Annotated in this window: 12 protein-coding genes; 11 read left to right on the forward strand and 1 reads right to left on the reverse strand. The window is 67.8% G+C overall.

What is annotated here, in order from left to right:
• Positions 1–41 precede the first annotated feature (41 nt).
• The 8 genes from LTH96_RS02870 to dapF all read left to right on the forward strand — a co-directional run bounded on the left by LTH96_RS02870 (position 42) and on the right by dapF (position 7,417).
• Positions 42–488, forward strand: coding sequence for a helix-turn-helix domain-containing protein (locus tag LTH96_RS02870; protein ID WP_274615740.1), 447 nt, complete (start codon positions 42–44; stop codon positions 486–488).
• Positions 489–665: 177 nt separating this feature from the next.
• The gene (locus tag LTH96_RS02875) at positions 666–1,250 is read left to right on the forward strand and encodes a MarR family winged helix-turn-helix transcriptional regulator (RefSeq protein ID WP_241464239.1); all 585 of its coding nucleotides are present in this window, start codon (positions 666–668) and stop codon (positions 1,248–1,250) included.
• Positions 1,247–1,465, forward strand: coding sequence for a DUF3046 domain-containing protein (locus tag LTH96_RS02880; RefSeq protein ID WP_241464240.1), 219 nt, complete (start codon positions 1,247–1,249; stop codon positions 1,463–1,465). Before LTH96_RS02875 ends, LTH96_RS02880 begins: the two co-directional genes overlap by 4 nt.
• A gap of 257 nt (positions 1,466–1,722) precedes the next feature.
• Positions 1,723–2,766, forward strand: coding sequence for a recombinase RecA (recA, locus tag LTH96_RS02885; protein WP_241464241.1), 1,044 nt, complete (start codon positions 1,723–1,725; stop codon positions 2,764–2,766).
• A gap of 12 nt (positions 2,767–2,778) precedes the next feature.
• A complete protein-coding gene (locus LTH96_RS13150) occupies positions 2,779–3,807 on the forward strand; it encodes a regulatory protein RecX (RefSeq protein WP_370644362.1) in 1,029 nt (342 codons plus the stop codon).
• An 11-nt stretch (positions 3,808–3,818) separates the two neighbouring features.
• Complete coding sequence (gene miaB / locus LTH96_RS02895) at positions 3,819–5,396, forward strand: tRNA (N6-isopentenyl adenosine(37)-C2)-methylthiotransferase MiaB (protein WP_255727123.1); 1,578 nt, start codon at positions 3,819–3,821, stop codon at positions 5,394–5,396.
• Positions 5,396–6,367: a tRNA (adenosine(37)-N6)-dimethylallyltransferase MiaA gene (gene miaA / locus LTH96_RS02900; RefSeq protein WP_370644363.1), complete on the forward strand. Its 972-nt coding sequence runs from the start codon at positions 5,396–5,398 to the stop codon at positions 6,365–6,367. The genes miaB and miaA overlap by 1 nt, the downstream gene beginning before the upstream one ends.
• Before the next feature lie 60 nt (positions 6,368–6,427).
• Positions 6,428–7,417 carry a diaminopimelate epimerase gene (dapF, locus tag LTH96_RS02905; RefSeq protein WP_255727122.1) on the forward strand — a complete coding sequence of 330 codons (990 nt, stop codon included), beginning with the start codon at positions 6,428–6,430 and terminating at the stop codon, positions 7,415–7,417.
• A 34-nt stretch (positions 7,418–7,451) separates the two neighbouring features.
• On the opposite strand, the gene LTH96_RS02910 is transcribed toward dapF, so the two are convergent.
• Complete coding sequence (locus LTH96_RS02910; RefSeq protein ID WP_241464243.1) at positions 7,452–8,069, reverse strand: methyltransferase; 618 nt, start codon at positions 8,067–8,069, stop codon at positions 7,452–7,454.
• 322 nt (positions 8,070–8,391) lie between these two features.
• Between LTH96_RS02910 and hflX the strand changes: the two genes are divergently transcribed.
• The 3 genes from hflX to LTH96_RS02925 all read left to right on the forward strand — a co-directional run bounded on the left by hflX (position 8,392) and on the right by LTH96_RS02925 (position 13,481).
• On the forward strand, positions 8,392–10,017 hold the full coding sequence (gene hflX / locus LTH96_RS02915; protein ID WP_241464244.1) for a GTPase HflX: 1,626 nt from the start codon (positions 8,392–8,394) through the stop codon (positions 10,015–10,017).
• A gap of 2 nt (positions 10,018–10,019) precedes the next feature.
• Positions 10,020–12,047 carry an ATP-dependent DNA helicase gene (locus LTH96_RS02920; protein WP_342357705.1) on the forward strand — a complete coding sequence of 676 codons (2,028 nt, stop codon included), beginning with the start codon at positions 10,020–10,022 and terminating at the stop codon, positions 12,045–12,047.
• 150 nt (positions 12,048–12,197) lie between these two features.
• Positions 12,198–13,481, forward strand: a complete 1,284-nt coding sequence (locus LTH96_RS02925) for a CapA family protein (protein ID WP_241464245.1) — start codon at positions 12,198–12,200, stop codon at positions 13,479–13,481.
• Positions 13,482–13,501 lie beyond the last annotated feature (20 nt).

Here is a 13,501-nt window from a genome sequence, read left to right on the forward strand (position 1 = left end):
CGTTGACGACAGGTGGAACATACCGAAAGAGGAGTGAGTCCATGGTGAGACAACCAGTCACCGTCAACGGCGTGACCCGTTGGAAAGATATGGACGTCGAAGGCGTCGCCACGACCCAGCCCCGAGAGTCCAAGGGAGTGATCCTGCGCCAGGAGATCGGTGACGTCCTGCGCAGCATCCGGCAGGCCGAAGGCCGGACCCTGCGAGATGTCTCCCACGACGCGCGAGTGTCCCTGGGGTACCTCTCCGAGGTGGAACGCGGGCAGAAGGAAGCCTCTTCGGAGCTGCTCGCCTCGATCTGCTCCGCCCTCGAGGTGCCGCTCTCCACGATGCTCTCCCAGGTTGCGGAGCGCATCGCCACCGCCGAGGGACTCCAAGTCCCCGACACCGTCCCCACCGAGTTCCAGCGCGAGTTCGGCGGCGGAGTCGTCCCGGATCGCGTGCCCGACGCGCTGACCCGAGAAGAACTCGCCCGCAGCGGGTCCTGAGACCGATGCCGGCCGCAAGGCATGGGCGTGTGCACCGACAGCCAGCCAGCCGCTGGCCAGACCGGCAACATCGTCGACGGATCAGCCGGATGAGATTCAGCACCGGAGCAGGCCAAAGATCAGTCTGGGAGGGCGCCCTATGGGGCGGCCCTCCCTTGCTGTCCTAGACTGTTGCCCATGGAAAGTTTTGATCGACGCGCCAAGGTCCACGAGCTGGAGCAGGAGTTCAACCGACTCTTCGTCCGGCGTCGATTCAACGCCCTGCAGCTGGCGCGTCAGATCGACTCCGAGATCGAGCCGGCCTCTTATTCCGTGCTCGCCACGCTCCAGCAGATGGGACCGCAGCGGATGACTGCGATCGCCCGTCACCTGGGGATCGGCAAGCCCACACTCTCGCGGCAGCTCAGCACGCTGGAGCACCGCGGCTTCGTGGAGAAGGCCACCGACCCTGCCGACGGCCGGGCCCAGATGGTCTCGCTGACCGAGGAGGGCCGCGCCCGGCTGGAATCCGCCCAGGGGGACCGAGCCGAGCGATACCTGCAGATGCTCACGCCCTGGCAGGAGCAGGAGATCGAGACGCTCTCGAAGCTGCTGGCCAAGCTCAACAAGGCCTACACCGAGTTCGACGCCGAGCACGATCCCTCGCTCGCGCAGGAGTCCACCGTCCCCGGAGCCGTCAACATCGCCGACCCGGTGCAGCGCTCCGCAGGATCAGCGGTGCGGCATTCGACAGACAACGGCACAGACAAGAGGGTTTCGTGAGAGAAAGCCGGTTCTGGTTCCTCATGGAGGGTGAGTTCGGGGCCAACTACGCCCACGTCCTCGCCGACTCGTTGGTGCTCAGCGAATACCAGCTGACGGTGAAGTCCTCGCTGGAGGCGGGCGTGAGTGCGCGCGATGTCTGGGACGCCGTGTGTGAGCAGCAGGATGTCCCCGCTGATCGACGCCTCGGACGAGACATCTCGCCGAAGAGCTGAGCTGGACCGGACACACCCGATCAGCACCATGGGTGGAGCGGCCCGCGGCTTCGGCGGCGGCGGGCGAATCAGCCGCGCGGACACGCCGGGCGACAGTCGAAGATATGTTCGACTGGATGAGTTAGAGTTTTCCTCAGAAGGCCCGTACTGCGGGGTCGACCCGGTTGGATGCACATCGTCTGCCCGTGCACGAGGGCATGTCAGAGGGTCCGCCTAATCTGGCACCACATACATACAACGAGTCATCGAGGTGAATCATGGCAGTCAGCAAAGATCGTGAGAAGGCGCTTGAAGCAGCGCTGGCGCAGATCGACAAGCAGTTCGGCAAAGGTTCGGTCATGCGTCTGGGTGATGAAACCCGGGCGCCGATCGAGACCATCCCGACCTCATCGATCGCCATGGACGCCGCACTCGGCATCGGCGGCTTCCCCCGCGGCCGCGTCGTGGAGATCTACGGCCCGGAGTCCTCGGGCAAGACGACCGTGGCCCTCCATGCAGTGGCCAACGCGCAGAAGATGGGCGGCATCGCCGCCTTCATCGACGCCGAGCACGCGCTCGATCCGGTGTACGCCCAGAAGCTGGGCGTGGACACCGACGCGCTGCTGGTCTCCCAGCCGGACACCGGTGAGCAGGCGCTGGAGATCATGGACATGCTGGTCTCCTCGGGCTCCATCGACATCGTCGTGATCGACTCCGTCGCCGCGCTGGTGCCCCGCGCCGAGATCGAAGGCGAGATGGGCGACTCCCACGTCGGCCTCCAGGCCCGCCTGATGTCGCAGGCGCTGCGCAAGATCGCCGGTCGGCTCTCGCAGACCAAGACCACTGCGATCTTCATCAACCAGCTCCGCGAGAAGATCGGCGTCTTCTTCGGCTCCCCGGAGACCACCTCGGGCGGCAAGGCGCTGAAGTTCTATGCCTCGGTCCGTGTCGACGTGCGCCGCATCGAGACCCTCAAGGAGGGCACCAACGCGGTGGGCAACCGGACCCGCGCCAAGATCGTGAAGAACAAGATGGCCCCGCCGTTCAAGCAGGCCGAGTTCGACATCATCTATGGCGAGGGAATCTCCCGTGAAGGCGGCCTCATCGACGTCGGCGTCGAGAACGGCCTCGTGAAGAAGTCCGGCGCCTGGTTCACCTATGACGGGGACCAGCTGGGCCAGGGCAAGGAGAAGGCGCGCACATTCCTCAAGGACAATCCCGACCTTGCCGATGAGATCGAGCGTCGCATCCGGGAGAAGCTCGGTCTGATCGCCCCGCTGGAAGACGAAGGTGGACCCGCCCTCAAGGCGGTCGACGGCTGATAGGAGGCCTCTATGGGTGACCAGCAGCAGAAGATCGACGCCCTGCGGGCGGCCATGACGAGAATCCAGGAGCGGGACCCGGACGAGCCGGTTCCCGACTTCCTGGTGGTGGACACCTCCCTGCCCGCTCCGCCTGCCGACCCTCCGCCTGCCGACGCTGGGACTGCCGGGTCTGCCCCGGGCGAAACCGTCCCGGGCGACGCCCTGGGCGCGGAGGCCGACTCCGCCGGCCCCGAACTCGCTGACTCCGAACTCGCTGGCCCCGAACTCGCTGACATCGAGTCGGGAGACCTCGAGTTCGAGGCATCAGCCGCGGCCCGTCCGCTGGTGGACCCTGGCGGGCTCCCCGGCCCCACGGCGCCGTTGGAGGCTGAGGATCGCCGCGAAGATCGGGCCGAGGACGCCCCCGCGTTCGATGCCCCCGAAGTCAATGCCCCCGAAGTCGATGCCCCTGAAGCTGAAGCTGAAGCTGAAGCTGAAGCTGAGGCCGACGACGGGGAGGCCGAGACCTCCATGGGCGCCATCGCCGAGCTCAGTCCTGAGGAGCAGTACGAGAAGGCCCGTGCCGTGGTGCTGCGCCGACTTACCGGGTCCCCGAAGTCCCGGCACCAGCTCGCCGTGGCGTTGAAGGAGAAGGAGTTCCACCCGGAGATCATCACCCGGGTGCTGGATCGGATGGAAGAGGTCCACCTGGTCAATGACACGGAATTCGCCCGCACCTGGGTGAGGGGTCGTCATGAGCTCAAGAACCTCGGAAAGTCCGCGCTGCGCCGGGAGCTGCGTGAGAAGGGCATCAGCGAGCCGGTGGCAGCTGACGCGCTGGAGCAGATCAGCGCCGAGGACGAGGGTGAGGCCGCGCGCGAGCTCGTGCGGCGCAAGCTTCAGGGCAAGGCCGTGCCCACCGGGCCCAGTCCGGAGGAGCGCGCCGAGCGGGACAAGGTCACCCGTCGACTGGTCTCGATGCTGGCCCGCAGAGGCCACGCCCCGGGAGCAGCCTTTCAGATCGTGCGTGAAGTGATCGAGGATCACTCAAACGCGTAGAATTCCCTGCAATGAGTGATGCACTGATGGACCGCGCCGAGACCACTGCACCGGACCCCGCCCTGGCGGAGGGTTCTGCCGTCGATGCGCACCCGGCAGCGGCGGGTCCGCGCACCTACGAGGTGCGCACCTTCGGCTGTCAGATGAACGTCCACGACTCCGAGCGGATGTCAGGACTCCTGGAGGACGCCGGCTACGGGCCCGTCGCAGCGGGCGCCACCCCGGACCTCGTCGTCTTCAACACCTGCGCGGTGCGTGAGAACGCCGACAACAAGCTCTACGGACATCTGGGGATGCTCCGCCAGACCAAGGCCGCGCATGACGGCATGCAGATCGCCGTCGGCGGCTGCCTGGCGCAGAAGGATCAGGAGACCGTCCAGAAGAAGGCACCCTGGGTGGACGTGGTCTTCGGGACCCACAACATCGGGTCGCTGCCGGCACTGCTGGAGCGCTCCCGCCACAACGCCGAGGCCGAGATCGAGATCCTCGAGGCTCTCGAGACCTTCCCGTCGACGCTGCCGACCAAACGCGAGTCCGTGCATTCCGGGTGGGTGTCCATCTCGGTGGGCTGCAACAACACCTGCACCTTCTGCATCGTGCCCTCGCTGCGCGGCAAAGAGCGCGACCGGCGTCCGGGCGAGATCCTCGCCGAGGTCCGCGCGCTCGTCGCCGACGGCGCAGTGGAAGTCACCCTGCTGGGCCAGAACGTGAACACCTACGGAGTCGAGTTCGGCGACCGCGGCGCCTTCGCCAAACTGCTGCGCGCCTGCGGAGAGATCGAAGGGCTCGAGCGTGTCCGGTTCACCAGCCCCCACCCGGCCTCCTTCACCGACGACGTCATCCATGCCATGGCCGAAACTCCCAATGTCATGCCCCAGCTGCACATGCCGCTGCAGTCCGGGTCCGACAAGGTGCTCAAAGACATGCGACGCTCCTACCGTTCCAAGAAGTTCCTCGGGATCCTGGAGAAGGTGCGTGAAGCCATGCCGCGTGCGGCGGTCACCACCGACATCATCGTGGGCTTCCCCGGGGAGACCGAGGCGGACTTCGAGGACACCATGCGGGTGGTCGAGGCCTCACGCTTCGCCTCGGCCTACACCTTCCAATACTCACCACGTCCAGGCACCCCCGCCGCCACCATGGAGGATCAGATCCCCAAGGCGATCGTGCAGGAGCGGTTCGAACGCCTGTGCGCCCTGCAGGACCGCATCGGCGCCGAAGAGAACGCGAAACTTGTGGGCACCTCCCAGGAGCTTCTCGTCACCGCCGACTCCGGTGCGAAAGCCACCGAGACCGGACGGCTCAGCGGGCGCGCGCGGGACAACCGGCTCGTGCACTTCGCCGTGCCGGCCGGAGCCTCCGCGCCGCGTCCCGGTGACTTCGTGACCGTGACCATCACCGAGGCCGCCGGATTCCACCTGCTGGCCGATCCGACGGGCCCCGCGGACTACGAGCTTCGTCGGTCCTCCGCCGGCGAAGCCTGGGACCGCTGGCAGGCTGACTCCTGCGGCGTGGGCACCACTCAGGTAACCGGATCCACTCCTGCGGCGGTCTCCCTCGGCATGCCGACTCTGCGCCCCGTCTCCTGATGACCGCTGATCATCTGACACAGCAGGTGTCCTCCGCAAGATCGGATGCTGCCCGGCAGACGGCTCCGCTGATCGTGCTGGTCGGCCCCACGGCCTCCGGCAAGTCAGCGCTGGGCATCGACCTCGCCGAGCGCCTCGACGGGGAGATCATCAACGCCGACTCGATGCAGCTCTACCGAGGCATGGACATCGGCACCGCCAAGGTCACCCAGGACGAGGCCGGCGCCGTGCCGCACCACCTCCTCGACGTCCTCGACGTGACCGAGGAGGCCTCGGTCGCGGACTTCCAGGACCAGGCACGCCGGATCATCGGGGAGATCAGAGCCCGCGGCAAGACCCCCATCATGGTCGGCGGCTCAGGGCTCTACGTGCGCGCCGTCATCGACGTGATCGAATTCCCGCCCACCGACGCAGAGCTGCGCAGCCGCCTGACCCTGCGACTCGACGACGAGGGTGCAGCCCCGCTGCGCCAGGAGCTGCGCGAGCTGGACCCCGAGTCTGCCGCCGTCATCAAAGACGACCGACGCCTGATCCGTGCCCTGGAGGTCGTGCTGCTCACCGGCCGGACCTTCTCCTCCTACATGCCGCAGCGGCGCCATGAACCAGGCCTGGAACCGGTGGTGCAGATCGGACTCGACGTGGACCGGCCCCTGCTCCACGAACGCATCGCACACCGCGTCCAGCGCATGGCCGACCAAGACCTGCTCGAGGAGGTGCGCCAGCTCGACGACGCCGGACTGCGTCGAGGACGCACCGCCTCCCGGGCCATCGGCTACCAGCAGTTCCTCCAAGTCCTCGATGGCGAACTGACCCCGGGGGAGGCGATCGAGTCCACCACGGTGGCCACGCGCAGGTTCGCCCGGAGACAGGAGACCTGGTTCCGCGCTGATCCCCGCGTGACCTGGCTCCCGGCGCCGTCCCAAGACCTCACCCAGCAGGCCCAGGAAGCGATCCACCGCGCGCTGCGTTGAACATCTCGACAGCGGCGCGCCCCCAAGCAGCAGCTCAGAAGATCAGGACCCGAAGCATCAATGAAGGAGAACCGCGTGGCTCACCACCTCACCGGCCTGGACGCCCTCACCGGCACCTCGATCACCAAGGCCCACGCCACCGGCAATGACTTCGTCATGATCGCCGACCCCACCGGGGAGCAGACTCTGGAAGCGCACCAGGTGGCAGCGCTCTGCGACCGTCACCTGGGCATCGGCGGCGACGGGGTCATCCGTGCAGTCCCCGCACACCTGGTCATCGGCGACGCCATGGTGTCACGGGTGCTGGCCGAGACGCCTGAGCTCAGCAGCACCGACGAAGCGCCCCTGTGGTTCATGGACTACCGGAACTCCGACGGTTCGGTGTCCGAGATGTGCGGCAACGGCGTGCGCGCCTTCGCCCACTTCCTGATCGCCGAAGACCTGGTGCAGCTGGCCGAGGGCCAGGAGCTTCCCGTCCTGACCCGGGCCGGGCTGCGCACCGTGCGCAAGGTCCCCGAGGGCTACGCCATCGGCATGGGCGTATGGTCCTTCCTGGACCCCGAGCAGGCCGCGTCAAACGCCTCGGACGCGCTGGTGATCGCCGCCGGACTCGATGAGCCCCGCCCAGCCCTGAGCATCTCGATGGGCAATCCGCATACCGTCGTCGCTCTCTCTGACGAGACCACGCTGCAGGACCTGAACCTTCACGAGGCACCCAAGGTGGACCCGGTCCCGCCCGCAGGGACCAACGTGGAGTTCGTGGTCCCGGCCGAGCCGCTGGTGACTCAGGGCGAGGACGGCCAGCCGGTGGGTCGGGTACGGATGCGCGTGCATGAACGCGGGGTCGGCGAGACCATGTCCTGCGGGACCGGCGCCTGCGCCGCCGCAGCCGCGGTCCGGGTCTGGGCCGCAGATGACAGCGTGAACCTCTGGAAGGTCGACGTCCCCGGCGGACAGGTCACTGTACGGTTCACCGCCCGCGCCGACGGGGCCGAGGACGTGGAGCTGGCGGGACCCGCGGAGCTGGTGCTCACCGGGACACTCGCCTGAGCCGCTGAGCCGCTGAGCCGTCGACGCCGCCTGCTCAGCCGCGGCTGATCCGAAGCAGTCGGAAGCCCTTCGCGGTCTCCGCGCGCCCGCTGTGGAACTCGCTCGCTGAGCCGGAGAGCATCGTGGTGATCCAGGCGAGCAGCGAGTCCGCGCCGAGGTTCTTCTGCACCACCAGCCAGGCCTCGCCGCCGGGGCCCAGCCGCGGCAGCCAATGCTCAAGCAGTCCGTGCAGCACCTCTTTGCCCACACGGATCGGGGGATTGGACCAGATCGTGTCGAATTCGATCTCAGCCGGCACCTCTTCAGGTGCCACGACCCGCACATTGGTCAGTCCCAGTGCAGCCGCGTTCTCCGCACACAGGATGCGGGAGCGTTCGTTGACATCCACCGCCCAGACCGTGGCCGCCGGTGAGCGCATCGCCAGGGTGAGCGCCAACGGGCCCCAGCCGCAGCCGATGTCGAGCAGGTGGCCCTGGCTCGCCGGATCGGGCGCGTGCTTGAGCAGCACCGCAGTGCCCTTGTCCACTCCGTCGGGGGAGAAGATGCCCCCGGCGGTGGAGACCGAGACCTCTCTGCGGTCCAGGGTGACGCTGACGGTTCGGCGGGTGAAGGGCCCCTCAGGGGACGCGGAGAAATAATGCTGGGAGTTCACACGGTGAATCGTAGTAGACTCCTCCCTATGTGGATTCACCTGACGTACTCCCGCCCGCGCGGTTGAGTCACCCCTTCACCACCTGGCCGGCCCGCTGAGCCGGCAGTGTCGTTCGCCCGGCACCAGCGCGGTCCTCGCGGACTGCGCCACCTCGGTTCCCGGTGCGGATCCGGAAGCTGGCCGAACCAAAGTATCCACACCCCCGAACAAGCCCCGCTCGATCTCCACAGCGGACCCGCGCACTTAACCATGTCCAGGGTCGAACGTAGGATGGAGATCCACGGCGGGCAGGGCCAGGCCGAAAACTGGTCCTAAGGAGATCATGACCAAGCAGAATCACACGCCCGAACCTTCAGGCGAGACCCCCGAGGACTCCACGGCGCCAGCCGCAGAGCAGTCCTCCGTCGATGCGACCATCGAGCGGATCCTGGCCGCTGATCGAGCCCGCGAAGACGCACCGAAGCGGACCACCCGGTTTGAGGCGGATTCGAGCTTCAAACGCCGCGGCATCCTCGGTGAACAGGCACGTGAGCTCGCCGGTGATACCTCACACTCCGAGTCCGACGGCGAACAGTTCGAACTCATGGAACGCCGCTCCCTGCGCCGGGTCGACGGGCTCTCCACCGAGCTGGAAGACGTCTCCGAGGTGGAGTACCGCCAGCTGCGCCTGGAGCGCGTGGTCCTCGCCGGGCTCTGGGGCGAGGGCACCGTCGCAGAGGCGGAATACTCGCTGCGTGAGCTCTCCGCGCTCGCCGAGACCGCAGGCTCCACCGTGCTCGACGGCTTCCTGCAGCGCCGGGCCAAGCCGGACCCCGGCACCTTCTTCGGCTCCGGCAAGGCCGAAGAGATCCGCGTCGCAGTGGCCGAGCTCGGCGCCGACACCGTCGTGGTCGACTCCGAGCTCGCACCCTCCCAGCGCCGCGGCCTGGAGGACATCGTGAAGGTCAAGGTCATCGACCGGACCGGCCTGATCCTCGACATCTTCGCGCAGCACGCGAAGTCCCGGGAGGGCAAGGCCCAGGTGGAGCTGGCCCAGATGGAATACATGCTCCCGCGCCTGCGCGGCTGGGGCGAGTCGCTGTCCCGCCAGGCCGGCGGCCAGGTCGGTGGCGCGAGTGCCGGCATCGGGTCACGCGGTCCAGGTGAGACCAAGATCGAGCTGGACCGTCGGCGGATCAACGCGCGCATGGCCAAGCTCCGCAAGGACATCGCCGCGATGAAACCGGCGCGGGACGCGAAGCGGGCCAACCGCAAACGCAACGCCGTGCCCTCCGTCGCGATCGCCGGATACACCAACGCGGGCAAGTCCTCGTTGCTGAACCGGCTCACCGACGCCGGGGTCCTGGTGGAGAACGCCCTGTTCGCCACCCTGGACCCCACCACCCGCAAGGCGGTCACCCCGGACGGGATCGGCTACACGCTCTCGGACACGGTCGGCTTCGTCCGACAGCTGCCCACCCAGCTGATCGAGGCGTTCCGCTCCACGCTGGAGGAGGTGGCCGACGCCGACCTCATCCTGCACGTGGTCGACGCCTCCCACCCCGAGCCCGAGGGCCAGATCAGCGCGGTCCGCACGGTGCTGGCCGAGGTCGACGCCGACGAGGTGGACGAGGTCATCGTGCTGAACAAGGCCGACGTCGCAGACTGGGACGTGGTGGAACGGATCCGCCGTCGTGAGCCGCACACCATCGTGGTCTCGGCGCACACCGGGGAGGGGATCGAGGAGCTGCGCGAACTGATCAGCCGCTCCATCCCGCGTCCCAGCGTCCCGCTGCAGCTCATGGTGCCCTATGACCAGGGTGACATCGTCTCCAGGCTCCACGCGGAGGACGCCGAGATCCTCTCCACCGAGTACCTGGAGGAGGGCACGCTGCTGAAGGTGCTGGTCCGCCGGGAACTCGTCGGGGACCTCGCCGAGTTCCAGGTCCAGGCAGAGCCGACGCCTTGAGCGTGAGCACCAGCCGGTCCACGGGATACCAGGAGACCACGGACCTGCTCGAGCGCGCCGTCACCGCCATGGGCGGAGTCAAGCGCGAGGGGCAGGTGACCATGGCCGAACATGTGGCCATGGCGCTGCGCAAGCGCCGTCACCTCCTGGTCCAGGCCGGCACCGGCACGGGCAAGTCACTGGCCTATCTGGTGCCGGCGGTGGTCCACGCACTGGACGCGGAGAAGCCGGTGCTGATCTCCACCGCCACGCTGGCGCTTCAGGCCCAGATCATGGGCCGTGATCTTCCGCGCCTGCTGGAGAACATCGCCGAGCACGTGGACCGACCGGTCGACGTGGCCCTGGTCAAAGGCCGCGCGAACTACGCCTGCAAGCACAAGATGGACGGCGGCTTCCCCGAGGACGACGACGAACAGGCCCTCTTCGCCTTCGCCGACGAACCCACCGGCGGGGTCACCGCCTTCGAACCCGGCTCTCAGCTGGGCAAGGAGATCGTGGCGCTGCGCGAGTGGGCCGAGGTCACCGAGACCGGGGACCGGGATGACCTGCCCAACGGGGTGACCGACCGGGCCTGGCGGCAGATCTCGGTGAACGCCGTGGACTGCATCGGCCCGCGCAAATGCCCGATGGCGGCAGAGTGCTTCTCCGAGCGAGCCCGGGAGAAGGCCAAGGACGCCGACCTGGTGATCACGAATCACGCCATGCTGGCCATCGATGCCTTCGAGGGGCTCGACGTGCTGCCGGACCATGACGCCGTCATCGTCGATGAGGCCCATGAACTGGCCGACCGGGTGACCTCCGCGGTGACCGCGCAGCTCTCCGCACAGATGATCAAGGCCGCGGCCTCCTCCGCTCGGCGGCACACCGCCATCAACGTCGAAGCGCTGCAGAGCTCCGCGGTCGCCGTGGAGGCGGCCTTCCACCGGATCGACTCAGGCCTGCTAGCGCGCGGCCTGAACCCGCAGCAGCGCGAGGCGGTCGAGCTGGCCCGCAACGCCGCACGGACCGCACTTTCGGACTCGAAGCCGACCGGTGACGCCGAGGCCGATCCCGGGCGCAGCACCGCCAGGTCCCGGATGCAGGCCGTGCTCGACACCGCCAACCGGATCCTGGACTCCCCGGACACCCCCGACGTGGTCTGGCTCAACAGGCCCGGAGCGTTCGTGCCGGGTCGGGGCTACCAGGAGGCAGATCTGGATGAGTCCCCACTCATCTACGTCGCACCCACCTCGGTGGCCGGGCGGCTGCGTGAAGGCCTCTTCGGTGATCGCACCGTGGTGCTGACCTCCGCGACGCTGACCATCGGCGACAGCTTCGACCCCGTGGCCGGGTCACTGGGCCTGGCGGGGGAGAAGGCCCCGGCCTGGGACGCCGTGGATGTGGGCAGCCCCTTCGACTACCCCAAACAGGGGGTGCTCTATGTGGCCAAGCACCTGCCGCCGCCGTCGATGAAGACCGCCCAGGCCCAGCGTGATGAGCTGGCCGGTCTCATCGAGGCCTCCAAGGGTGCGACCCTCGCGCTGTTCTCCTCTCGCCGCGCCGCCGAGGAGGCGGCCGAGGATCTGCGGCAGCGCCTTGATATCCCTATCCTCTGCCAGGGCGACTCGACGATGTCCGCGCTGGTGCGCGCCTTCGCTGAGGATGAGGAGACCTGCCTGTTCGGCACCATGAGCCTCTGGCAGGGCGTGGATGTGCCCGGCCGGTCCTGCCGGCTGGTGGCCATCGACCGGATCCCGTTCCCACGACCGGATGATCCACTGGTCAGTGCGCGCAGCCAGGAGGTCACCAAGCATGGCGGCAACGGGTTCATGCAGGTCGCCGCCACCCACGCCGCCACCCGGCTGGCCCAGGGTGCTGGACGGCTGATCCGCACCTCGGAGGACAAGGGGGTGCTGGCCATATTGGACTCACGCCTGGCCAATGCGCGTTACGGCGGCTTCCTGAAGCAATCGATGCCAGATTTCTGGCCCACCGTCAACGGGGATCTGGCCCGCGGGGCGCTGGCCCGGCTGGCCGAGTCAGACGGCTAGCTCGACGTGTGAGGTGAGTCGGGTGCTGCGAGCTGGGCTCAGTGCGCTTCCCGGGTGAGGCTGCAGAAGAGAATCAATCCCACATGATGGGTGACCACGGGAGGCTCACAGACGATGTCGGATCCAAGACGCACCACAGGCTCAGGCCCCATGACCTGCTTCTGGGTGCTGGCGGCAGCGCTCACCCTGGCCGGCTGCGCCGAAGGCGTTGGGGATGACGACGCCGCGCCCGCTGTGCCGACCGATGCGCACAGCGATACTGACACCGCGCGGCCCGACATCGACGACGATGAAGCCGATCAGGCGGAGACTGACGAACCTCAGCCGGAGCAGTTCACCATCGCCGGCACGGGGGACATGCTTCTCCATGGCCCCATCATTGACGAGGCAGCTGCGCTCGCCGACGGCGCAGACTACTCGTTTGCGCCGCTGATGGGCGGGGTTGAAGATCTCATCAGTGGTGCTGATCTTGCCCTGTGCGGGCTGGAGGTGCCGATCGCCCCAGAGGGTGTGGAGCCGGCCGGTTATCCGGTGTTCGCGGCCCCGCCGGAACTCGCCGGGGATCTCGCCTCGGTGGGTTTCCACGGCTGCTCCACAGCAAACAACCATTCCTTCGACCAGGGAACGGCCGGGCAGGAGCGCACGCTCGACGTCTTCGACGACGCTGGCCTGGGACATGCGGGAACCGCGCGAACTGAAGCCGAAGCCGCCCAGCCCCAGCTCTACACGCTGGAACGCGGCGGACAAGAGGTGACGGTGGCGCATGTGGCCACCACCATGCTCCACAACCAGGCATATCCACCGCCGGAGGATGAACTGTGGCGCGTCGCCGATGTCACTCCCGAGGAGCTCACAGACCAGGCGGCCCAGGCGCGCGAGGACGGCGCCGACGTCGTCGTCGCCTCTGTGCACTGGGGTGAGGAGTATGTCCACCAGCCCGCTGAAGAGCAGCGGGACTATGGCGAGCAGCTGGCAGCCGGTGGTGAGATCGACGTGGTGTTCGGCAGCCATTCGCACACGCCCCAGCCGCTGGAACACCTCGAGGGCGGCCCGTCAGGTGAGGGCATGTGGGTGGTGTGGTCCATGGGCAATTTCCTCTCCAACCAGGACGAGGCCTGTTGCATCCCAGAAACTGCCAGCGGAACAGTGGTCTACGCAACGGTCGAGGTCAGCGACGAGGACGCCGAGGTCATCTCCATGGACTGGCTGCCCGTCACCGTGGATCGCGGCCCGACCGATGATGAGCCTCACCGAGGGATCTGGCCGCTGCGCGACCTCGCCGAGGGGAACATTCCGCCTGGGGTCGAACTCAGCGCGGAAACCGTTGAAGACCGGTGGTCGCGGGTCCTCGACGTCATGACGGAGCAGGAGCTCCGCGAGGATCCACCGTCACCCACGGGGGAGGAACCCACGGTGGTGCCGCGCCGGGACTAGGACGCCGGGTCTCGGAGGGC

The sequence above is a fragment of the Nesterenkonia sp. LB17 genome (assembly GCF_022565915.1).
In the GTDB taxonomy this organism is placed as follows: domain Bacteria; phylum Actinomycetota; class Actinomycetes; order Actinomycetales; family Micrococcaceae; genus Nesterenkonia.

Bases quoted from the DNA above. Each gene is read 5' to 3' on its own strand.
- LTH96_RS13150 (WP_370644362.1), top strand. From the start codon at position 2,779: ATGGGTGACCAGCAGCAGAAGATCGACGCCCTGCGGGCGGCCATGACG.
- miaA (WP_370644363.1), top strand. From the start codon at position 5,396: ATGACCGCTGATCATCTGACACAGCAGGTGTCCTCCGCAAGATCGGAT.
- dapF (WP_255727122.1), top strand. From the start codon at position 6,428: ATGAAGGAGAACCGCGTGGCTCACCACCTCACCGGCCTGGACGCCCTC.
- LTH96_RS02870 (WP_274615740.1), top strand. From the start codon at position 42: ATGGTGAGACAACCAGTCACCGTCAACGGCGTGACCCGTTGGAAAGAT.
- recA (WP_241464241.1), top strand. From the start codon at position 1,723: ATGGCAGTCAGCAAAGATCGTGAGAAGGCGCTTGAAGCAGCGCTGGCG.
- miaB (WP_255727123.1), top strand. From the start codon at position 3,819: ATGAGTGATGCACTGATGGACCGCGCCGAGACCACTGCACCGGACCCC.
- LTH96_RS02875 (WP_241464239.1), top strand. From the start codon at position 666: ATGGAAAGTTTTGATCGACGCGCCAAGGTCCACGAGCTGGAGCAGGAG.
- LTH96_RS02925 (WP_241464245.1), top strand. From the start codon at position 12,198: ATGACCTGCTTCTGGGTGCTGGCGGCAGCGCTCACCCTGGCCGGCTGC.
- hflX (WP_241464244.1), top strand. From the start codon at position 8,392: ATGACCAAGCAGAATCACACGCCCGAACCTTCAGGCGAGACCCCCGAG.